Below are 20645 nucleotides of genomic sequence, written 5' to 3' on the forward strand. Positions count from 1 at the left end.
TTTGCAGCCAGGATGTCGAAAAAACCCTAGAATAAGGATATGAAGTACTTTTTAATTTTCTTTCTTTTTTCCAGCACAGCTTTGGCAGATCAAGTGATTCTAGATCGCACAAACCATGCGGGCTTAAGAGTGACCGATATTCTGCAAAAAGAAAAAGGCGAATACATCTTTAACGGAAAAACCTTAGGTAAAAAGCTTCCCGCTAATATCGATAAAATCTGGAAAGATTTAAACCGCGGACCATCTAAAGATTTAAAAAAGAAAGCCTGTCACAGTGGGGAAATGACTTACATTGTGATAGCAGGAAAAAAGGAACGTCGTCATAAGGCCTGTACGGAAGGAAAAGCTTACGCTGAGCTGATTAAAAAAGTTGATGATCTTCGTTCATATGCAAAAGGTAACCCATGAAGTTGCTTGTTTTACCGATGTTGTTAGTTTCATTATCAAACCCGTCACAGGCTTCTTCGGAAGCTGAGTTTACGGCGACAATTAATAAAATTTCTCAAGCGCGTGAAGCTTTGCGTTTATCCGCGAGCGGCCAGAAGTACTGTGAAACTCCGCAATCCACGCAGTGCACCTATGAAGGATACTGCGATAAGCTTGCCGGAAAAGCTTCGGACTTTTATTTGTATCAAGATGCTGACGGTCGCCAGGTTCCTAATATGCAAATGTCGATCAGTATGAAATTTGTTGAAAGCTGTGTAGGAAAACCATTTCCAGAAGCACCGGTGCAAGATCCTTTTGTCTATCCTGAACAATTTTTCGATGCGGCAAAAGCCGGTGGGCCCGAGAATTTAAAAAAGAACCGCGAAAGATATGCGACTGAACTTAAGCGCGTCGATAAAGTTTTTGCCGATGCGAAAGACAAAGTCATTAAGGCTCTAGAGCTAAAAAAGACACCGGCCAATAAGGCGCAAGTCGATCAAATGATCGCGAAGGTTAAAGCGGCAAAAATGCGTCACTTAAAATTAAGTGGTGGTCCATACATGCTAGCAGAAGAGGGTTGTGAAGCCCCGAATGCGTATTACCGTCCTGACTTAAATACAGTGACCGTGTGCCCGCATTATTTAAATTTGCCCGATGCCTCTTTGTTTTCGACTTTAAGTCATGAGCTGGGACATGCCATTGACTCGTGTAATGCCTTTGCAAATGAGGAAGGCGAGATTAACACCCCGCCAGAAAAAAATCCATTCAGCCAGGTTTTGTCCTGTTTACAGTCCGATGATTCCATCGGCGTAAAGGTTCCTAGTCAACAAAGCCTGATCATGCAGGTCAATGAGGAAGAAGATGCTTTGAAAGAAGAGACGGCATCTGAAGCCCAAGAAATCGGAGAAGGTGGGGAAGAAGGTAACTTTACGGATGCTGCGGAAGCGCAGTTTGAAGACCGTCGTAAAGAAATTGAAGGCAAATATGAAAACCATAAACACTGTGCTTCGATGACGGGTTCAGGTCATATGCAAGAGGCTTTTTCAGATTGGATTTCTTCGCAGGCGTTGGCAGTAAAGCTTTCAGAGATTCCAGAGTCGGGGAAAGCCCGGGAGTTTGCTTTTGCTTCCCAGGCCGTGTTTTATGGAATTGATTGTGCGAATGTGAAACAAGCGACTTTGGAAAAAATGCGGGCTACGGCTGGAAAATCGTGCAAAGCTTTTGACGCTTTAGAAGCATTTCTTTCGACAGAAGATCACAGCCACGGGGACGAGTCGACCTCTCATCCTAAAAGTGCCCGTCGTATCAATCGCATTTACTATGCTAAGCCTGAAATACAAAAGGCCTTGGGTTGCCAAGCCCACGGAGATAATGGAAAAGAATGCCAATAGGGCGTGACAACGCCCTAGTCCATCTACTATGTTCGAGTCATGTATTTCGAGAAAAGATCTTCCTTATTTATTGAATTAGGCTTTGATGAAGCGGCTTTGCCAAAGTTGAAAAACTATGTGGACCTTTTATGGTCTGCTAACGAAGAACTTAATTTGATCAGCCGTAAAATGACATTTGAAGAACTTATCGATAATCATATTATTGACTGTCTTTTGCCGTTAAAACACTTCCCAAAAAATGTGAAAGCCGCGGCGGACTTTGGCGCTGGCGGGGGACTGCCGGGTGTGATTTACGCCATTCAGTTTCCACAGATGAAATACCACTTGTATGAAAAAAGTCCGAAGAAGCAAGAATTCTTAGAGCGCTGTAAAGTCATTGCGCCCAATTTGCAGGTTCACGGTGAAATTCCCAAGGATTTAAAAGACGTGGAACTAGTGACGGCAAGAGGTTTTAAACCTATTGATGTTATTTTAGAAGTCAGCCGCGACTATTATAAAAAGGGTGGAAAATACTTCTTATTGAAAGCCCGCCAGGAAAAAATCAACGAAGAGTTGGTTTTAGCCAAAAAGAAATTTAAAGAATTAGAAACTAAAATCATTCCACTTCAGTCCCCCGTATTGGAAGTGGAACGTCATTTGGTTCTTATCTAGTGATTTCGTTTTTTAGACGTTTCTTTGTTAAGAAAAAAACTTCTTATCAAATATACACCGATGGCAGTCTTAAAAAGAACAAAGGCACTTGGGCTTTCCTGATTTTGCAGAATGATAAAATCCTATGTGAAATGTCGGGAAAAGAAACAAACACCACAAGTTTACGAATGGAACTAACGGCCGCGATCAAAGCGTTAAAGCAGGTTCCGGCTGCATCAGAAATCACTTTATATTCAGACTCACGCATCCTTATAAATACAGCTTCTAAGGACATGTTTCAGTGGCAAAAGAATAACTGGTTGAAAACAAAAGAACGAAAAATTCCTGATATCGATCTTGTAAAAGAACTTCATAACCTCACTGCAGATCACAATATAGAATGGAAGTGGGTCAAAGCCCACTCCGGAAATCCTCTTAACGAACGCTGCGACGAGCTTTGTCGGCTCGCGCAGAACTAATTTTGCACATTGATATTTAAGAAGACCGTAGCACCAAGGCTGTCGGTGATCAGAATCGAAACCGGACCTGGCGTGCTGCTTGCGGTAAAACGCAAGATTGGATCTAACGTGGACCCTTCAAGCAGGACAGTACCAGTACCAGACACCTTTGTTGCTGTATAAGGGGCCTTACCGCCGTACATCTGGTAGGTGATATTGCTATTCGTTGCTACTGTCGAAGGACCGACCGGCGCGCCCAGCGCCACACCCTGTACATTAACGTTCAATGTATTATTGAAGTCATTTCCACCATTAGATGCAAACGTGTTGTATGAGGCATACATCAAAGTCGTTGGACCCGCTAGGCGAGGTTTATAATAAACTGTTACGCCTGTTGATGACCCAGGAATCACAACTTCAGTGTGACGAGTGATGCAATCAACATCGGAATAAAAGCCATTATCCCAGTGTTCGCCATTTTTGCTATTCAACCAAAGGCGAATTTGCTCAGATCCAGAAACCGGAACAGTGTTGTTATTGGCGTCTTTCACTAAGATATCTATGGCCTGACAGCTGTATTGTTGCGGCGTCAACGAAGATCCGTTTGGCAGGGAAAAGCTAAGGTGATCAGCAACCGGGCCGTTATTCACAAGAGCCGTTTTAGTAAAGCCCAGGCCGCTGATTTTTAAGATCATATTCATTGGGGCATTTGCGCCAATTTCGATAGCAAAGCGTTTTTCTTTTTGATTACTAAAATTAAGGGTGCTGCTAATAGTATTCTTAGTAGCGCAAGAATCCACTAAACGTGTCCCGCTTGGCAGAGCATAAGTGGTGTCATTACGATGGTGGAAAGAAACAGACACACTTCCAGTGACCGGAACCTGGGCGCCACTATTAACGGCATCAATACGAAGCGGAAAGCAACCGTTAGGGAAGAGGCTGTATTCACTGTTATGGTAAAAATACGTGCTAGAGTCTAAACCTAGCATGATATCGTTCGGCGTATTTGACGGGACAAAGAAGTTAAATAAAAAAGGCTGTTTGCTTGTAAGGTTTCTATCATTATTAGTCACAGCAAGACGAGCTTCACCGGCTGGAGCTTTCATGTAACCTAAAGCTCGCGTGCTAAAAGATCTGAAGGACACCGTTTGCGAAGCCAGGGGCGTGTCACTGCAGTCAGGCTTACCATGTAAGATAGCTAGCGGACTTGTATTGCTATCAGTCGCAGACACTGTAGCTTGCAAAGAAGAATGTGGATTGTAAGCACCCGAATTTTGATTTGTCAGTTCCACTAAATACGGCTGACAATTGCCAGCGACATTTGCGTTGTATGGCCCCATGCTGTACTGATTGATTCCGATTTCTGCAGCAACGCCACCAATGTAAGAAGGTACATATAAAGACAAACTTGAACCCACGGGTTCGCCATTTTTAACAAGACACGCGGTTATTTCGTTATTAGAAGTAACACCGCTCATCTCTGTGACACCGAATCGAACAGTATCATTCACAATCAGCGATTTTGGTAAGCTTTTAGCGAATGTCCAGTGGTCCTGACTTAATCTATCGGCACGACATTCAAAGGAATTGTTGTACATCATGTTGCCGCCATAAGAATAGGGGCGGGTATATATAGAAATACTATCTACTCCAGAGGCAGCCCCCGGAATGAGCTTCGCTTCTATAAATCCACCACTTGCATCCGCATAGGTTTGGCTCGGAGAGCGATAAACACCTTCCCCCGGTAGCCAAGAAGGATAAAGACTATGACTCCAATACCCTCTATAACCCACGTTTGCTAATTCATCATAAATATTTGAGTTACTAGCATTGATAATGACTTTTAAATATTTTCCATATTCATCCGCAACAGGAAGACTTGCGCAGCTTGCCGCAGCCACACCACCCACAAGTGCTGCATGGGTGCTGCCGATAACCGGAGTCGTTCCATTTAAATAGAACTTCACTGGAACTGGATTAATAATGTTCTGAGTAAAGAAGTTGTTATTCAGATAAACGGAAGCGTTATTAAGAATGCTTGAAACATCCACGCAGACTTTTTTATCGACTAGGTAAGTGCTATTTTTCGCGAAAAACCCGACGTATTTGTTTTTAGCACTTTGTGTACGCCATATTTGCGCGCCATTTTCCCAGTCGCGTTTTAAACTGGCTGGTTGATATTCGCGAACTACATGGGCGCTAGTTGTAATTTTATCTGCCGTGATTTGATCAAACATCAAGCTGCCGTCAGGTAAAATATAATCCATTGGTATATCTTTAAACGCCATTAGTTCAAACCAACCCCCAATGATGATATCTTTATCTACCACCATGGCTGGCTTATTGGCGGGACGATAAACCATTTTGATTTCACCGGTAGGGCCGCTGTTGTTACTATCTAAAAAGCGGCCGCGGATGTGGGCTTCTTCAGAAGTTTCGCTGACGATGGGATTAAGCACAACAGGGACAGTTTCAGTGGATCCAGTTAGAACCTTGGTGATATCACCGTAAAGAATAAGTGCACCATCATCGTTTTCACCAGCAGAATATCCCGCAAGAACTTGAATCAAACGACCTGAACCAGAAGGAATGTCCACGGGGAATTCCGTCCCGATCGAAGTCCCATCTGAACTATGACCCGCATCTTTGATAATCAAAATGGGTTCTGGCATATCTGGAGCAGTCACTTGAATGACTAAATGACGTAGTTCCAATTCTGAAGAAGAAGCCGTCATCTTTCCGCTCATTGTGGATGGAATTTGCAAAGATATTTTGGTCTTTTCATCCAAGGCTAAGCGATCACAACCAACAATCACGATCGAAAGTATAAGTGCGGTAATAACGTGCATCGATTTAGCAAACATCTTTAAGCTCCGTAGTATGCTTAATTTATCGGTATTCTTAAGGAAAACCTGAGAAGGTCTTAGCATCGTAAGACTTTCAAAGTGATCTTAGTTTACTGATTTCGGAACACTTCTTGACGTTGGTTTTATTGAGTCTTATCTAGGTGTAGGGGATCTTATGGGCTCTTATAAAAACGATGAAAAACCGTCTAACACTGAGACTGAACTTCAACCGCCGGTGGAAGTTCCTTTAGATATGCTCAGTCCCGAAACGCTACAAGCATTAATTGAATCCTATATACTTCGTGAAGGCACGGACTATGGTGCCAATGAAGTCGCCTTGGAAACAAAATTAAAACAAGTGCGAACTCAGTTAGATAAAAAAAGAATCAAGATAGCCTTTGATCCCAATACAGAATCAGTCACATTAATCACTGCTGATGAATGGCGAAAGTTGCAAGCCCATGTCTGAACAGAAAACGCCCTATGAACAACTTGGTGGCGAAGAAGTTTTAAGAAAAATCTGTCATCGTTTTTATGAAGTGATGGATACCACGCCTGAATTCAAACATCTGCGCGACATGCATCCCCAAGATATACAAAGTTCCGAAGAAAAGCTTTTTATGTTTTTATCAGGCTGGCTAGGTGGACCTGATTTATTTGTGCAACAGTTTGGTCACCCTCGCCTGCGCGCGCGCCATATGCCTTTTGCGATAGGGAAAGAAGAACGCGACATGTGGGTTCTTTGTATGGTGCAAGCCTTTGATGATTTAAATGTTCAAGAACCCTTGCGCAGTGATTTACTTCATTCTCTTTTAAAGTTAGCGCATCACATGCGCAACAAACCTGAATCTGAAGAACCTTAGATTCAGTGGCTTGGGGGTTCTTTTTCATACTCTTGGCGACCAAAAAGTTCCGCAATCGTATGAATTAAGAATTTTGAATCCGTGGGTTTTGAAAGGTGGGCATTATAGCCCATATCCAAGGCTCGTTGTTGTTCTTCATCAAGGGCATAGGCAGTTAAGGCAATCGCTGTGATCGTTCCGCCCATTTCTTCTGGCAGTCTGCGGATCATTCTGATCAGCTCATAGCCATCTTGTTCCGGCATACCAATGTCACTTATGATTAGATCAGGCTTAATTTTAACCAGGATCTTAAAAGCATCAGCGGCTGAAGAGGCAGTGGTCACTTCAGCTCCGGCGCGTTTTAAGATTGTTTCAAGAATCATCAAAGCATCGACTTGGTCATCGACGATTAAAATTGAAAGTCCGGTTAAAGGTCGTGTGATCTTAATTCCCAGATTTTCAGCAGGAGCTTTAGGAGCCGCGTTTTCTGCAACTTTTTTTGTTTCAGATTTTTCTGCTGGGGCCCCGGGACGGGTTCTTAAGTTAGTGATCGGCAATATCACAGAAAAAGTGGCACCGTGACCTTTTCCTTCACTGGTTGCCTGAATATTGCCGCCATGGGCTTCTACGATACTTCTGGTGATAGCAAGCCCTAACCCGAGGCCGCCAAATTTGCGTGTCGTTGTGGCATCTTCTTGACGGAACCGTTCAAACACGTAGGGAAGAAATGTTGCATCAATGCCTTTACCAGTATCGCGGACCGAAATCACGACATTGGATTCAGCGCGCGTGACGGACACCGTGATTTTCCCGCGGCGAGGGGTGAATTTAATCGCATTTGATAAAAGATTCCACATGACCTGTTGCAAACGGGTGGCGTCACCGGACACCAACCCCACGTCTTCAACGATTTTTTCTTCGACTTCAATACTTTTAGCGCTCGCTGTCGGCATAATTGAATCAATAGAGTTTATGACGATATCGGCGATGTTCACGATTTCCATGTTCAGGTGAACTTTGCCAGTGATAAATTTTGACACATCTAGGATGTCATTTACTATATGCGCTTGTGCTTTTGAATTGCGGTGAATGGCTTCGATGGATTTTTTCTTTTCATCCTCATTCAATTCTTCGCCGGTCAATAATTCACTGTGGCCCAGAATCACATTCATCGGAGTTCTTAGTTCATGGGAAATAGTCGCCAGGAATTCATCTTTAAGGCGGTTGGCGGTCTGAGCCTGTTCATAAAGGATCTGTCTTTCGGTGACCTCTTCTTGTAAGCGTTTATTAAGTTCATTCAGCTCTGCTGTTCTTTCTTTCACTTTTAATTCAAGGTTGCGTGAAAGATTTTTTAGATCGGCCTTGGCCCACTTTCTTAAGATAAAAAGCCCCATACGTTTGCTAAGGTCAAACATGATATCCATGACCTTCACATCCGCTTTTAATAATTTCGTATTATGCAAACAAAGTGCGCCGATAAGGTCGTTGTCGGCGTTGATCGGGCAATAAAGAATGGTTTCAATTCCAAGATCTTTAACCACCGCATCCCGCGGGAATTCTTTTTCATGAAGAGATGTGATCCAAAGTGGGTGGGTGTCAGTAGCCACTTTTCCTAGCAATCCCTCTGATTTTGGAATCTGCATTCCAAGACTCGCTTTTTTCAATGTTTCTTCATGTTGTTTGTTAGCGGCCCACACACCCAACATTGAATAAAACTTTTTATTTTCGTCGGTCAACCAGATCTCAACAATGGGCCAATTCAAACTATCGCCGAAAATTTTTAACAACTGAGGTACGCCTTCTTCTAGGGACTGAGCTTCAGTCATGATTCGAGTGGCATTGAACTGAACCTGAGCTAAAAGTTCATTCTGTTTTCTCTCTGAAATATCCCTAAGAAAAGCACCAAAGATAACCGTATCTTTCTGTTGCACAGGATAGACGGTCAGCTCGATGGGAATCCGCGCCCCCTCTTTGGTCAAAGCAGGCATTTCAATACTTTTATTTAAAATCTTCCCCTGGCCCGTATGAAGGTACTTTTCTAAGCCATGGTGATGGGCTGTTCTGTACTCTTCAGGAATAATCATGTGTGAAATTTTATTCCCAATGGCTTCTTCGGCAGTCCACCCAAATACTTTTTCAGCCTGGGGATTCCATTCAATAATAGTGCTGTGGGAATCAATCGCCACAAAAGGGTCGTTAGAAAAGCGAATCAAAGAGTGCACTCGTTCTTCGCTGAGCTGCAGGTCTTCTTGTCGTTTTTTGCTGGCCTGTATTTCCCCGCGCAGCGCTTTTTCCGATCGTTTTCTTAAAACACCTACGGCAAGTGATATCGCCGGCAGTACTAGAACCCAAGATAAAAGCCTTAAATAATTCTCTTCATTATAGTGAAAAGTTCCTTTTTGTTCGGGGAAATAATTAAGAGCCATATATAAAAGAGCGATAACGGATGTAACAAAACCAGGTCCATAGCCACCCATGAAACTTATAACGACAACAGCCAAGGTGATCAGCGCTTGCGGGTGACGAAAAGGATAAGCGGCATTTTGAAATAACGCCATCAAAGCCACGATGCCGAGAATCACAATCGGGCCTAAGAGGTATATGCCCACACGACGTAAATTTTGATTGTACTTGTCATTCATAAGACACCTACACATAAATTTTCTTATGTTTTGTGTAGGCTATAAAGGTAAATAATCTTAACCTGTGGGGCTACAGTGCGGGACCAGGATTACTCTCCGTACTTGTTCATTTCAAAGAACCACTGACTTTCTTTTTCTGGATCTGTGGCTAATTCCTTGTACTCCCGTAATGAGGAGTCAATCTGTTCCTGAACCTTGGGGTCCTTAAAATCAATACGGTGGCGGGTTTGATGAACGAGTTGGGTCGCTGGTCCATACTCCATTTGAATTTTCGGAGCCGGCGGAAACTGCGACATAGTTTTCTTCCAGTCCTCAACCGACACAGCTTTGTTTTCAATCGAAGGATCTAAAACGTAAGGTATTTGCTTTCCATCTTTTTCTACCAGAATCATGGGTGCTACGTGATTGTTCCAAGAAATGATTTCGCCTTTGCGCGAGGGGTGGGGTACTCGTAGATGGGGTGATTTTTCATCGACAAAAGCAAAAGCCTTTAGCGGAGTCACGCCTTTTAATAACATCAAGCGCGACATCTCATGGGCCCGCGCCTGGCATCCGGCCCAAGCAAACTCATAAGGTATATGACTTTGATTTTTTAAATCAGTAAAAAGACGTTGCGCATCTTCTTCGCTCAGCGCTGTGACGGGCTTGTTGTCAAATTTTGATGCTTTGGCAGTACGAGGACTTAAGATCGTATCTTCAGGGCAAGGGCGGGCTTCGCTGCGATTTAAGTGGCGAAGGGTTCCGTCAAGACCACTAGCAAACGAATGCAAAGTTTTATCCTCTGCCAAAGAACTGACGCTAAAAAGTAAAACACCCAGAATGAGTCCGAACTTCATAACCAGCTTTTCGGAAAAATTCGGCGTTTTACCGAGGGGAATTTGTTAAAATCTTTGTTTCAAATTAAGACATCTCTGCCACAGATCTAATTTTTTGGAGCTGGCTGACCTTTTCAAGCAAATTGTGCCGCAGTTCTTTTTTCTGGTCTGCGTTCAGCGTAGAGGCCATAGAAATAATCAGCTTTTTTAATCCACGGTTGTAATTTTTTAAAGCCTCTTGATATTCAGGCAGATTAAAACTTTGCGGCTTTTGCGTGAACTGCACTATAAACTGTTGCGCTTTTTCTGGTGATTGATGGACGGCTTGGATAAACGCATTAAAGACAGCTTCTTTATTTTTAAGTTTTAAAGCTTTCGGGTAAGGGAAGTTGCGAAGATGATTGTCAATCAATGCTTTCTGTTCGGTATTTAATGGGCCCAAAAACATTTTAAAATATTTGTGATACTTTTCTTTTTGTTCCTCTTGATATTCTTTGAAGTCAGCAAGCTTTTCTTTTTCTTCATTTTGTTTTTCATAGAAAGCTTTCTTGAAATGTTCCAGCTGATTTTTATTTGTCGATGCTATAAATTCCACAGCCGTCACTGAAAACTGCGCATAGAAATCTTCAAATACGTTTTGCCCCATGGAAAATAGCTTTTCTATGATGGCCTCATCCACGGTGTTTTTTTGCAACTGCTGTTCTAGCTTTTTAGCGTCGTCAATAATCTGGGGTATAACCGTGGCAGAAACCTTTTTAAAATCTTTATTCAAAGATTTTTTAAGTTCTTTGCTTTGCGTGTATGTCAGATTGAAGTAATCATCGACCTTAGAAACGATAAAAGTGTCTGCCCAATTAAAGGCTAAATCTAAACGGCTGCACGAGGGTAAAACTAGAAAACCCAAAAGCAGAACTAGAACATATTTAATCATTTTTTCCCCCTTAAAAAGGTTAGCAAATGATCGTGCAACTAAGTGGATGTCCGTTGTGATCCTTTAGGAAACAAGACTCAAGTCATATCTTAAATCTATAAAAACCTCAGAAATCTTATGACTCTGGTCACGTCTTCGCCCCGGCATTCAGATTCCTTGCAGCGATTAGATACGATGCACTCACCACGTTCCACAAAGTCAGATTCTCCGCGCACAAGAATTCCTTCCATCACCCCGGTGGTGGCATTAAAAACGGCAGAGCCCGAATTTCCTCCGTAGGTATCAAGATTTGCGACAAAGAAGTCCGTCGGCGAGTTAGTTCGCACTCTAGCCCCGGCGGCAATTTTGGTTGGCAAGCCCAAGGGATGACCAATCACCACCAATGGTTCGCCGGTCTGAATGGTACCGCTTCGGCGTATAGCTGCCGGCGCATGGTTCAGAACTGCTCGGTCCAAACGAATCAAAGCGAAGTCAGATCCTGTGTCCAGAATTTCTGAATAGATAATCTCTTTGCATGAATAGATCTCGCTATTGCTGATTTCCCGTGGTTGGCGACTCTTTGTTTTTAAGGCATAACCAAAAACGAACTTACTTGCTTGGCAGTCGTAAAGACTGCGCATGCAGTGCCCTGCCGTTGCAATGATATCCTTAGCGACTAAAACCCCAGAGCAGAAACCGGCATTTTCCTGCTCGCCGAAGGGTTCACTCGAACATAAGTTGTAATTTTCTTTAAACGTTTTAGCGGTGATGATGGAGGTGGTGGCTCGTTCGGTGATGCGCGCTGATTTAATCAGTGCCACGGTAGAATCAGCTAATTTTTTCTGCAGTGGATTGGTGACTTCATAAAGATCTTTGCGATTGTCTTCACCGTAAATAACCCGTTCATCGACTTCAGGTGTTTTATTAATAAGTGCTTCATGTTGTTCTGGTTGACAGGAAGTTATCAAAAAACAAACAAAAATTAACAATGAATGTTTCATACTTTCCTCCTTATCGCGAGCGGCAATCGTGTCTGCGAGATATTGAGGTTCATGTCTCTATTTTCATCCCATTTTTGCCGAAAGGGTTAAGGTTCCTGATGAGACGTGGTGGAACACAATATGGACCAGGACTTAAGGTGTTCGTTGCCTAGAACTAGGTTCGTAAGAAAAGATGTGTGGGTACCGGAGGATTCATGCTAGCGAATAATGTAGCAGATCAAAATGAAGTAAGAGACCGCTTAGCAACCATATTAAAAGGTGTGATTCAAGAAATGACTTCTTGCCCGCACACCATCGAAGTCAGTTACTTGATGGGTGATAAGACAACGATTTATAAAGTCGATTTGCCTCAGGAGTTCCGTGGTAAGCTGATCGGCGCTCAAGGTAAGAACATCACAGCTTTAAGAAACATCATCGCAGCCATGGGCGGGAATCATGGTTTCAGAGCTATTATTGAGCTTGTCGTATAGTGTCATGTTCCTTTCTCTGATATAAAGGAACCCTTTGTAACTTTTCATGTTGAAATACTGCCGAGTTTTGCAACAATTCCCATCAGTTAGTGAGGGGATATGTCATCTAATAGATTCGGCGACCTGTTAAAAAGCAAGCTAGAGGATATTCAAAAAAAGAATCCGCGCTTTTCATTTCGATCCTTAGCAAAGAAGGTCGGCATTTCTCCGGGTTGTCTCAACGAACTTATGCATGGCAAACGACCGCTAAGTGAGTTTTACGCCAACAAAATCGTCCTTGGCTTAGAGTTAGATATTAACGAGCGAAACGAGATTTATTCATTGATCGCGACTCGTTCCCGCAAATTTGCTGTTCAAAAAACCCTCGAAGACCAAGAATTAGAAATGCTGACCCACTGGGAGCATTTCGCGATTTTAAATCTCTTCCGTATGAAAAACTTTCAAGCCGAACCAGAATGGATTGCAGGACGGTTAGGTATCCCTGTTGAAAAAGCTGAAAACAGCCTGCAGTTATTAATGAACCTGGGCTTTATTAAGCGTAAGGGCAACTCCATTGCCCGGGCAGTGGCAAGCCTATCAACCACCACGGACATTCCCAGCCAGGCCCTGGTGAAGGCCCATATCTCTGATTTAAAAAAGGCCATCGACGTTTTACAGTCGACAACACCAGCAGTTCGTGATTTCTCCTCGATCACAATGGCGATCAATCCAGAAAAAATCGAAGAGGCTAAAAAATTGATCAAAAAGTTCCGTCGTAAGTTCAGCATCCTTGTTGAAGAAGGCGATCAGACGGAAGTTTATAATTTGAATATTCAGTTTTTTCCACTGACTCGCCCTGAAAAGGATCCTGTGAATGTTATCTAAGATTTTCGTGAGTTTTTTGGCGTCGTTGACTTTAGTATCAGCGGCAAAGGCGTATATTGGCGGGGACGAAAAAGGAAATGGCGGAGTCGTTATCCGTTGTTCACGTCCCACTTTGAAGTATGAAGTGTTGGATCTTTTTGAAGGCCGTGCGGTTCATGGCATTGATCTTGAGTTTGAAGATGCGCCCACCTATTTCATGATGGTTGATAAACTTATTGACCGAATTGCGCGGGTGAACCCGTCAAGAGCGGGACTTTATCGCGGTTACCTGCTGGGTTGGGTAGGGGAAGCCCGCATGATTCCTGGAGTGGACTTTACCGAACTGCCTGACAAAGGCTGGGGCACAATTCCTAATGGTTGTGAATTGCGCCAGGCTGTCGTGCAATTTAAAAAAGCCAACCTGAATGGATTTAAATATTTTGTCAATGCTGACATTTGGGAATCTTTGGATGAAAAAAACAAAGCGGCCTTAGTCATGCACGAGTTTATTTATCGTGAAGGGCTTAAAGAAGAAAACGATTTTACCAGTTCCGTCGGTGTTCGTTACTTCAACGCAGTTGTTCACTCTGCTGCGATTAAAAATTTATCTTTAGCTAAATACTTTGATGTTTTACGCAATGTCGGCTTTCAAGCTGCTGATGCCCATGGCTACGGTATTCTTTTACATTCCGGCCGGCACAATGGACCTTCAGTGATGGGGACTTCTTACGCTGTCCTTTTTCATGATGAAAACAACATCGCCTCTGCAGTTCTGTCGGTGAAAAGTAATTCTCTTATGGTCGCCCATAATACCCGTCAGGCGATCACGTGTGGTCAGTCGGCCAGTGGAGTTGTGAATGAGATTAATTTTTATTTGAACAATACCCCGCGCGACATCAAATTGAATTGCAACATCCGTTTTTCGCTGCAAAGTGAAAGTGGCATCAGCGCAGGTTCTATGCTTGGCAGTCATTTTACCTATCACCAAGAAGACGGGTCATTAAACACGGTGCGCTCTTATTCACTAGTGGATCAACGGGTGAGTGCGGCTTTTAATTTTGGCAATGATAGAACGTTTTCAATCAATCGTGGGATTGATAATAACGGAAAATATGTAGCCGGCTTTTTCCCATCGGGAGCAATTCGTTTCCTATGTATGGGACGCCATTTTACAGACTTAAGCACGAGTTGGATTACGACGGATGATAATTCAAAAGTGACTTTAAATGATGGTCGCTTTGGCTATTCACCGTTGGTGCATTTTTCTGAAGATGGCTCTAAGGCGACGACTTCTAAAGTTGATTGCAATACCTGGTAAAGCCTAGGGTTGTGTAAAAAGATTCATCACAACAACACAGAGCGCGCCTAAAACGAATTCTTTTTGAATTAGGTAGCGCATGTTGCTTTCTTTAAGCTTATGAAAAATCTCTTCCAAGGTCACACTGATCATCGCACCACCGGCAAACGCTAAGATGTAAGGTAGTGTTGCAGAGGTAAGGCCGGTAAAAATTCCCCCTAAAGTACCGCCAAGGATTTCCATCACGCCTGTTAAGAAGGCTCCGTAAAGAGCGGCCTTGCGTGAAAAGCCGATAGATAAAAAAGCTGCTGCTGTAGCTAAGCCTTCTGGGAAATTTTGAAACATGATGGCGCCGACCACGGTCCAACCATTCGCAGCCGAAATAGAATCGGCACTGAGGGCAGCCCCTGACGCTAAACCTTCTGGCAAGTTATGCAACATCATGGCCGTTACAAAAAGCCACGCCCGTTTATGCAAATTCACTTGGGAAGGGGAAAAGTTATGGATCAAATGGCTAAGCCCATAGATCGAAGCGACTCCTAAAAAAATTGCCAATGAAACGCCCAACATACTTTTTGAAGTGCGATACGCGGGAGCAATCAGGTTAAAAGCAGAAGCCGCCAACATCATTCCGATGGCAAAATCCAAATTTAAACTTTTCCAGGGGTTCCAAGTTTTAGTTTCTTTTTTCAAAATGGGTAATGCTCCAACCATCGTTGAAAGCCCAGTAATTAAACCGGCAAAAATTCCGTACCATGCATTACCCATAATTCGCTCCTATGACGACTTATGACTGCGGATCATCCACGCAGACTTCTCATGAAATTCTATCAAGTCTTCATATAAAACAATAGCACTAGCTTCTTCTGCTGCTTCCGCTGTTTCCCAACGAGTTTTCAGTTGCACAGCTAAGTTTGAATGATCTTGATTCATGATCTCAATCATTTGGTTTGCACTTAGCTTATTTGCAGGCATTTGTTCTAGATCTGACAGTCTTTCGAACTCGTCAAAAGATCCAGGTGATGTTTCTCTTAGTGAACGAATCATCTCGGCGGCGCGATCAACAAATTCAGCTATTTCTTCGTATTGCTCTTCAAAAAGTTTATGCAAAGAAAAGAATAAAGGACCTTCGACATTCCAATGACAGTATTGAGTTTTAAGCTGCAAAATATAAAGGTCAGACAAAGTCGCCTTTAAAGATTCAATGACTGGGGTTTTGTCGACAGCTCCAGAGGTTTGAGCACGAGGTGTGCTGCGGACCTTTCTCAGTTCGCTTCTATTTAGGCTCGAGCGCTCACTTTCTTGTCTCATAAAATCCTCCTCAAGTATGAACCATCTATAGAATACACCTAAATGAATGAACTCATACAGGGTCCGGTGTCAGCAGACACAAGTTTGCGACTCACATTTTGCAGTTGCAAAATAAAAGCATGGATTTACAAAGCTTACAAAAAAATCTAATCAAGAAATCCCAACCGCTTTCTAGCAAAATAGAAGAGGCCTTTTACAAATATCCACGCCATGAATTTGTTCCTGAGTATTCTTTGACCGAGGCATACCTAGATAGACCTTTGCCTTTGTGGGATAAACCTCCTTATGCCTCGACTATTTCACAGCCTAGTTTTGTTTTAAGGATCCTAGAATATTTAAAGCTTGAGGAAGGGCAAAAGGTCTTTGAACTTGGAACGGGCAGCGGGTGGAACACCGCTTTGATGGCGCATCTGGTAGGCGACAAGGGGCATGTCGTCAGTGTTGAGGTGATACCGGAGCTTGCTCAGCGTGCGGAAAATATTGTGAAGAAGTTAAAAATTAAAAATATCAAAATTTTTGCCGGCGATGGTTTTGAAGGTTATCAGCCTGAGGCCCCTTATGATCGCGCCATTTTTACGGCGGGCTCAACCGAATTCCCAGAAAAGCTTTTTGATCAATTAAAAGAAGGCGGGCGCATGGTGTTCGTCCATGAAGCGCATTTTGGTTATGATCTCTTAGAAGTTATTGAAAAAATTGACGGCAAACCGGTGATTCAAGAAACCGTTCCATGTTCTTTTGTTTCAGTCGTAAGAAAAAAAGAGTCCCGTCTTAACAACGGAACTCTTTAGGTGAGCAGGGCCCGTTACATTACGCCCGGAAATCTTCCTTAGGCTTTCTGTCGCGGTTGGCGGGCTTCTTAGGTTTTAATTCTAAGACGCGCTCCTTTTTTTCTTCAGTCAAAACAGGTTTGGTTTCTTCGGGCTCATCATAAAGATGATAGCGTGACGCGATTTCAGAAAACCGTTCACTGGCTTCATCTATTGCTAAGCCCACTTTTTTTTCAATAAGTTCCACGATGGACTCTGAATGGCCCCGGGTTCTTTCAAGATCCCGTTCCGTAAGCTCGTGCCATTTTTCCATGAGCTCACGTTTTAAGTCCGTCCAATGCGGAGGAAGATGTGTTGCCATAAACACCTCCTATTCAGTTTCAATCACAAGATCAATACGACGATTTTGCGCGCGACCTTGTGGGGTGGTGTTGTCGCTGATTGGTTTTTCAGGGCCTACGCCCACCGCTTCAACTTTATTTTCTGCCACTATTCCGTTGCGTACTAGGTATTTTTCAACGGCTTCGGCTCTTTTTTCAGAAAGTTCTACATTTTTTTCTGGGTCCCCGGTTGAGTCCGAGTGGCCTTCAATTGTGACTTTGCTTGCATTCACATCGGCTAAAGCTGACTCTACCTTTTTTAGGATGTTAGCGCTTTTTGGACCGATTTCGGATTTATTGGTCGCAAATTGTAAGGCTTTAAGGCGCACCATCAATCTATTCCCTTCAGTGAAGACTTCAGCCTCACTGGGTTTGAATTGCTTACGTATGCGATCCGCCGTCGCTGAAAGGTTTTGTGACTTTTGACTTTCTTGTTCAAGCTGTCCCTGACGTTCGGCCAAAGCCATTCTTTCACGGGCCGCAGCATCAAGCTGAGTTTGCGATTGTTGCAGCTCTTGTTCTTTTCTTTGCAATTCTTGTTCGCTGGAAGTGTAGTCACCGCGCAGGCTTGAAATAGTTCTTTGTTGGCGTTCTGCTAGCAAAACTAAATCTTCAGTATTCCCAGCCTTCACTTTGCGAGTGACATCAACTAGATGACTTGATTCTTGTGTCGCATCTTCGGAAGCACGTCGAATGGCCTCAAGATTGCGTGGATCAGATAAAATCAATCTTTCGGCGTTTTCATATTTCATATTTGCGAGGTTGAAAGTTTTAGGCGCTCTTTTTTCAGCTCCGTCTTTTTTTGCGGCTTTGATATTATCTTCCGCACGACTTAGCTGCGCTTTGATGATGGATTTTCTTTCTAATTCGCGATATTCGGCAGTCAATTTATCGCCCCGTTTTTCTGCCGGGGTCAGGTTGCCTTTTTCTATGGAAGTGGTGATGTCTTCTAGATCATTTTCAGCCCGGTTCCATTCCGTCTTATAAAGCGTGGGTGTTCCGGCGCGAAGGGCTCCAGCGCGGGCGTCAGAAATATCTTTAAGCGAGGTCTGCGCAATGTCTGCTTTTTCATTGGCTTCCTTTAACCAGCCCCGCGAATAAGCCACGCTTTCTAAGATTTTTTCATTGGACTTGCCTTTGTCTTTCGCTTTTTTTGCTTTTTCCAAAGATTTTTGCGCATCGGTGAAATTTTCAGGAGAAAGTACGTCTACCTGACGATCTTTGGCGTCTTTAAGCATTTCATCTGTGCGCTCAATTTCAGTTGAAGGATTGGCGCTTGAAGCAATAGTTTCAAAGCTTGGTGGTTTTGTGGCGCATCCGGCGGCTACACCCAAAGCAAACGTCATAGCGATTAAGGTTTTATTCCTACGCAACGTCATAGCTGACTCCTTGATTTTGTTTTAAGGTCTTATCCACCATAAAGGCTAAACCCCCACCGCAAGCGCGTAAAAGAAAAACGCCCGAGCTGACAACTGCCGGTGTTCAGTGACACTGGCCACGGACCTTCGGACGAAGGCAGGATTGCTTAATTGAAAATATATTTAATGAAGATAGAAAAAACTAATCAAAGAATAAATTGAAGCTGCGATAAGAATGCCACCAGCGATTCTTTTTTGATTCAACCCTGCAGAGTTAATAGTTGAGCGCACCATCAAAGGAACCGTGCATAAAACGGGAAGTCCACCCAGCCAGAATAACAACATCGTCAATCCCCCAGATTCGGGGCTTTGGGTTGCAACCGCCGCCATCACGTAAGTGTACAGCCAACCACAAGGGAGTAACGCAGTCAGAAGCCCTACGACAACACCGGAACGCTTCAGATGAAAGGCTTGAAGCTTTTTAATCAATTTCAATGCAAAGTGGCTGACACTGAATTGGGAAAGATAGATTTGCAGTTTGGGAAATAAAAGGGCGGTGCCGCTAACAAATAAGAATCCAGATAGTAAAATTGCCGAAATCCAACGTAGCTCTACGAATTGGCTTTTTAAAAAGATATTGCCAAAAAATCCTGCCATCACCCCTAGCACAATATAGGAAATCATTCGGCCCAGATGATAAGACCATAAGGTTTTTCGTGTGCTCATCAATGAAGCGATCGGCCCACACATCCCAGCGCAGTGCCAGCTTCCGATAAAGCTAGAACTGATAATTCCAAGTGCTAGAATCAGGCTTGTATTCATAACCGTGGTCCTAGGATGGTTAGATCTTTAGAAATGGAATCATTTTCAGAACCATCGAAGTAATCAAGTCTAAGCTTACTTTGAAATTTCCCATCTTTGTTAAAGACACTTTTTGGAGCTTTAACAAAGAAATACCATTCGCGCGATTGACCTGGTTGCAAGGTGATTGGATTTTCAGCGACGTTAATGGATAGAACACCGGGATCATTTAAACTTAAAGTATACTGAGAAACTTTCGAGCCTTGGTTTGTAATATGCAGACGGAACTGATTTAAGATCACTTCTTCTTGTTTTTCATTTTGCACAAAACTAAATGGCAGACCGTGCCCACGCAACAAAGTGAAATCAACCGATTTGCGGGTCGCCACTGAATAACTTAAGCCAGAAACTAATACCACGATCAATAAGGATAAAGCGATAGGTCTTAATTTTAAATAACTTTGTTTTTGACCACCTAAAGTTTCATAACGGATAAGGCCTTTAGGTTTTTTTACTTTTTCCATGATTTCATCGCAAGCATCCACACAAGCAGTACATGCGATGCACTCCATCTGTAAACCATTGCGAATATCAATTCCGGTCGGGCAGACTTGTACACAACGATTGCAGGAAACACAATCACCTTGCTCTTTAGTATTCAAGGCAGTTTCAACGGATTGTAAAGACATGCGTGAGGCGTTTAAGGCACCTCGGCGTGGTTCACCGCGTTTTGCATCATACACGATCGCTAAAGAATTTGTATCAAGCAGAACTGACTGCAACCGCCCATAAGGGCACATGATCACGCAAAACTGTTCTCGGAACCAACCGAAATCAAAAAGAACCACAGAGGTAAAGAAAATGACCAACCAGAAGTATGTGGAATTTTCAGCAGGGTCGTTTTGAGTCATCACTGCCAATTCTTTGGCGCCCACGAAGTACGCCATGAAACTATGGGCAATCAGTGATGAAGCGACCGTAAATAAAAACCATTTCAAAGATTTTTTAGTGAGTTTTTCTAAACTCATGGGGGCATCTTTTAAAGCGCGACGCTGGATATAGTTTCCTTCGACCCACTGTTCGATGCGACGAAAGACCCCATCAATAAATACCGTCTGCGGGCAGGCCCAGCCGCACCATACGCGACCCCATAGGGTGGTGACCAAGGCCAACCCTAAAGCTAAAGTCGCAAAAATAAAGAATAACAACGGAGCATCATGGGAACGATAAAGAATTCCAAAAAATGAAAACTCGCGATCTGGAATATTTAAGTGAATTGTTTGATGCCCGTTAATGGTAGTCCAAGGTAACGCTAAGAAAATAAAAAGCAGAACAGCCTGGCTCCAATTGCGATGCCTTCTAAAAAAACCGCGCACTTCGGCGGGGATGAGATGAACTCTATCCCCATTGTGATCGACGCTGGTTAATTTTGTAGGATCTAATGGAGCGTTCATAAC

At 43.3% G+C, this 20645-nt stretch carries 21 protein-coding genes; 10 read left to right on the forward strand and 11 right to left on the reverse strand.

The features are described from left to right. The first annotated feature begins 39 nt into the window (after positions 1–39). The 4 genes from MNR06_RS01090 to MNR06_RS01105 are packed head-to-tail and all read left to right on the forward strand — an operon-like array spanning position 40 to position 2926. Positions 40–408, forward strand: coding sequence for a hypothetical protein (locus MNR06_RS01090; RefSeq protein ID WP_243537988.1), 369 nt, complete (start codon positions 40–42; stop codon positions 406–408). Then, a complete protein-coding gene (locus MNR06_RS01095) occupies positions 405–1817 on the forward strand; it encodes a DUF4344 domain-containing metallopeptidase (protein WP_243537989.1) in 1413 nt (470 codons plus the stop codon). The genes MNR06_RS01090 and MNR06_RS01095 overlap by 4 nt, the downstream gene beginning before the upstream one ends. A gap of 39 nt (positions 1818–1856) precedes the next feature. Beyond that, the gene (rsmG, locus tag MNR06_RS01100; protein WP_243537990.1) at positions 1857–2468 is read left to right on the forward strand and encodes a 16S rRNA (guanine(527)-N(7))-methyltransferase RsmG; all 612 of its coding nucleotides are present in this window, start codon (positions 1857–1859) and stop codon (positions 2466–2468) included. Next, positions 2468–2926 carry a ribonuclease H family protein gene (locus MNR06_RS01105; protein ID WP_243537991.1) on the forward strand — a complete coding sequence of 153 codons (459 nt, stop codon included), beginning with the start codon at positions 2468–2470 and terminating at the stop codon, positions 2924–2926. The genes rsmG and MNR06_RS01105 overlap by 1 nt, the downstream gene beginning before the upstream one ends. On the opposite strand, the gene MNR06_RS01110 is transcribed toward MNR06_RS01105, so the two are convergent. Then, on the reverse strand, positions 2923–5769 hold the full coding sequence (locus tag MNR06_RS01110; RefSeq protein ID WP_243537992.1) for a hypothetical protein: 2847 nt from the start codon (positions 5767–5769) through the stop codon (positions 2923–2925). The genes MNR06_RS01105 and MNR06_RS01110 overlap by 4 nt on opposite strands. Positions 5770–5926: 157 nt before the next feature. Between MNR06_RS01110 and MNR06_RS01115 the strand changes: the two genes are divergently transcribed. Both MNR06_RS01115 and MNR06_RS01120 read left to right on the forward strand, forming a co-directional pair. Beyond that, entirely contained in the window at positions 5927–6220 is a 294-nt protein-coding gene (locus tag MNR06_RS01115; protein ID WP_330220898.1) for a YheU family protein, read from the forward strand. After that, complete coding sequence (locus MNR06_RS01120) at positions 6213–6614, forward strand: group II truncated hemoglobin (RefSeq protein ID WP_243537993.1); 402 nt, start codon at positions 6213–6215, stop codon at positions 6612–6614. Before MNR06_RS01115 ends, MNR06_RS01120 begins: the two co-directional genes overlap by 8 nt. 2 nt (positions 6615–6616) lie before the next feature. Here MNR06_RS01120 and MNR06_RS01125 read toward each other — a convergent pair whose 3' ends face one another. The 4 genes from MNR06_RS01125 to MNR06_RS01140 all read right to left on the reverse strand — a co-directional run bounded on the left by MNR06_RS01125 (position 6617) and on the right by MNR06_RS01140 (position 11961). Beyond that, positions 6617–9235, reverse strand: a complete 2619-nt coding sequence (locus MNR06_RS01125) for a hybrid sensor histidine kinase/response regulator (protein ID WP_243537994.1) — start codon at positions 9233–9235, stop codon at positions 6617–6619. Positions 9236–9324: 89 nt separating this feature from the next. After that, on the reverse strand, positions 9325–10071 hold the full coding sequence (locus tag MNR06_RS01130) for a protein-glutamine glutaminase family protein (protein ID WP_243537995.1): 747 nt from the start codon (positions 10069–10071) through the stop codon (positions 9325–9327). Between the two features lie 64 nt (positions 10072–10135). After that, positions 10136–10981, reverse strand: coding sequence for a DUF6279 family lipoprotein (locus MNR06_RS01135; RefSeq protein WP_243537996.1), 846 nt, complete (start codon positions 10979–10981; stop codon positions 10136–10138). Between the two features lie 95 nt (positions 10982–11076). Beyond that, positions 11077–11961, reverse strand: a complete 885-nt coding sequence (locus tag MNR06_RS01140; RefSeq protein WP_243537997.1) for a trypsin-like serine peptidase — start codon at positions 11959–11961, stop codon at positions 11077–11079. Between the two features lie 194 nt (positions 11962–12155). Here MNR06_RS01140 and MNR06_RS01145 point away from each other — a divergent pair, with 194 nt between their 5' ends. From MNR06_RS01145 to MNR06_RS01155, 3 genes are all read left to right on the forward strand, one after another. After that, positions 12156–12431 (forward strand): KH domain-containing protein, encoded by a 276-nt coding sequence (locus MNR06_RS01145; RefSeq protein ID WP_243537999.1) that lies wholly within the window; start codon positions 12156–12158, stop codon positions 12429–12431. 99 nt (positions 12432–12530) lie between these two features. Further along, complete coding sequence (locus MNR06_RS01150) at positions 12531–13295, forward strand: DUF4423 domain-containing protein (RefSeq protein WP_243538001.1); 765 nt, start codon at positions 12531–12533, stop codon at positions 13293–13295. Next, entirely contained in the window at positions 13285–14592 is a 1308-nt protein-coding gene (locus MNR06_RS01155; protein ID WP_243538003.1) for a hypothetical protein, read from the forward strand. The genes MNR06_RS01150 and MNR06_RS01155 overlap by 11 nt, the downstream gene beginning before the upstream one ends. Before the next feature lie 3 nt (positions 14593–14595). Here the strand turns inward: MNR06_RS01155 and MNR06_RS01160 are convergent, their stop codons facing one another. Then, on the reverse strand, positions 14596–15339 hold the full coding sequence (locus tag MNR06_RS01160; protein WP_243538005.1) for a ZIP family metal transporter: 744 nt from the start codon (positions 15337–15339) through the stop codon (positions 14596–14598). Positions 15340–15348: 9 nt separating this feature from the next. Next, positions 15349–15882 carry a Dps family protein gene (locus MNR06_RS01165; protein ID WP_243538013.1) on the reverse strand — a complete coding sequence of 178 codons (534 nt, stop codon included), beginning with the start codon at positions 15880–15882 and terminating at the stop codon, positions 15349–15351. Between the two features lie 119 nt (positions 15883–16001). Between MNR06_RS01165 and pcm the strand changes: the two genes are divergently transcribed. Further along, positions 16002–16670: a protein-L-isoaspartate O-methyltransferase gene (pcm, locus tag MNR06_RS01170; RefSeq protein WP_243538015.1), complete on the forward strand. Its 669-nt coding sequence runs from the start codon at positions 16002–16004 to the stop codon at positions 16668–16670. Positions 16671–16689: 19 nt separating this feature from the next. Here pcm and MNR06_RS01175 read toward each other — a convergent pair whose 3' ends face one another. The 4 genes from MNR06_RS01175 to ccoG all read right to left on the reverse strand — a co-directional run bounded on the left by MNR06_RS01175 (position 16690) and on the right by ccoG (position 20642). After that, the gene (locus tag MNR06_RS01175; RefSeq protein ID WP_243538016.1) at positions 16690–17010 is read right to left on the reverse strand and encodes a transcriptional regulator; all 321 of its coding nucleotides are present in this window, start codon (positions 17008–17010) and stop codon (positions 16690–16692) included. A 9-nt stretch (positions 17011–17019) separates the two neighbouring features. Further along, a complete protein-coding gene (locus MNR06_RS01180) occupies positions 17020–18408 on the reverse strand; it encodes an OmpA family protein (protein WP_243538018.1) in 1389 nt (462 codons plus the stop codon). 162 nt (positions 18409–18570) lie between these two features. Next, a complete protein-coding gene (locus tag MNR06_RS01185) occupies positions 18571–19209 on the reverse strand; it encodes a sulfite exporter TauE/SafE family protein (protein WP_243538020.1) in 639 nt (212 codons plus the stop codon). After that, entirely contained in the window at positions 19206–20642 is a 1437-nt protein-coding gene (ccoG, locus tag MNR06_RS01190; RefSeq protein WP_243538030.1) for a cytochrome c oxidase accessory protein CcoG, read from the reverse strand. Before ccoG ends, MNR06_RS01185 begins: the two co-directional genes overlap by 4 nt. Positions 20643–20645 lie beyond the last annotated feature (3 nt).

The sequence above is a fragment of the Bdellovibrio reynosensis genome, from assembly GCF_022814725.1.
Classification (GTDB): Bacteria; Bdellovibrionota; Bdellovibrionia; order Bdellovibrionales; family Bdellovibrionaceae; genus Bdellovibrio; species Bdellovibrio reynosensis.

What these genes read in the sequence shown, in the direction of transcription:
- MNR06_RS01090 (WP_243537988.1), top strand. Translation starts at nt 40, where the DNA reads ATGAAGTACTTTTTAATTTTCTTTCTTTTTTCCAGCACAGCTTTGGCA.
- MNR06_RS01095 (WP_243537989.1), top strand. Translation starts at nt 405, where the DNA reads ATGAAGTTGCTTGTTTTACCGATGTTGTTAGTTTCATTATCAAACCCG.
- rsmG (WP_243537990.1), top strand. Translation starts at nt 1,857, where the DNA reads ATGTATTTCGAGAAAAGATCTTCCTTATTTATTGAATTAGGCTTTGAT.
- MNR06_RS01110 (WP_243537992.1), bottom strand. Translation starts at nt 5,769, where the DNA reads ATGTTTGCTAAATCGATGCACGTTATTACCGCACTTATACTTTCGATC.
- MNR06_RS01115 (WP_330220898.1), top strand. Translation starts at nt 5,927, where the DNA reads ATGGGCTCTTATAAAAACGATGAAAAACCGTCTAACACTGAGACTGAA.
- MNR06_RS01120 (WP_243537993.1), top strand. Translation starts at nt 6,213, where the DNA reads ATGTCTGAACAGAAAACGCCCTATGAACAACTTGGTGGCGAAGAAGTT.
- MNR06_RS01125 (WP_243537994.1), bottom strand. Translation starts at nt 9,235, where the DNA reads ATGAATGACAAGTACAATCAAAATTTACGTCGTGTGGGCATATACCTC.
- MNR06_RS01130 (WP_243537995.1), bottom strand. Translation starts at nt 10,071, where the DNA reads ATGAAGTTCGGACTCATTCTGGGTGTTTTACTTTTTAGCGTCAGTTCT.
- MNR06_RS01135 (WP_243537996.1), bottom strand. Translation starts at nt 10,981, where the DNA reads ATGATTAAATATGTTCTAGTTCTGCTTTTGGGTTTTCTAGTTTTACCC.
- MNR06_RS01140 (WP_243537997.1), bottom strand. Translation starts at nt 11,961, where the DNA reads ATGAAACATTCATTGTTAATTTTTGTTTGTTTTTTGATAACTTCCTGT.
- MNR06_RS01145 (WP_243537999.1), top strand. Translation starts at nt 12,156, where the DNA reads ATGCTAGCGAATAATGTAGCAGATCAAAATGAAGTAAGAGACCGCTTA.
- MNR06_RS01150 (WP_243538001.1), top strand. Translation starts at nt 12,531, where the DNA reads ATGTCATCTAATAGATTCGGCGACCTGTTAAAAAGCAAGCTAGAGGAT.
- MNR06_RS01155 (WP_243538003.1), top strand. Translation starts at nt 13,285, where the DNA reads ATGTTATCTAAGATTTTCGTGAGTTTTTTGGCGTCGTTGACTTTAGTA.
- MNR06_RS01160 (WP_243538005.1), bottom strand. Translation starts at nt 15,339, where the DNA reads ATGGGTAATGCATGGTACGGAATTTTTGCCGGTTTAATTACTGGGCTT.
- MNR06_RS01165 (WP_243538013.1), bottom strand. Translation starts at nt 15,882, where the DNA reads ATGAGACAAGAAAGTGAGCGCTCGAGCCTAAATAGAAGCGAACTGAGA.
- pcm (WP_243538015.1), top strand. Translation starts at nt 16,002, where the DNA reads ATGGATTTACAAAGCTTACAAAAAAATCTAATCAAGAAATCCCAACCG.
- MNR06_RS01175 (WP_243538016.1), bottom strand. Translation starts at nt 17,010, where the DNA reads ATGGCAACACATCTTCCTCCGCATTGGACGGACTTAAAACGTGAGCTC.
- MNR06_RS01180 (WP_243538018.1), bottom strand. Translation starts at nt 18,408, where the DNA reads ATGACGTTGCGTAGGAATAAAACCTTAATCGCTATGACGTTTGCTTTG.
- MNR06_RS01185 (WP_243538020.1), bottom strand. Translation starts at nt 19,209, where the DNA reads ATGAATACAAGCCTGATTCTAGCACTTGGAATTATCAGTTCTAGCTTT.
- ccoG (WP_243538030.1), bottom strand. Translation starts at nt 20,642, where the DNA reads ATGAACGCTCCATTAGATCCTACAAAATTAACCAGCGTCGATCACAAT.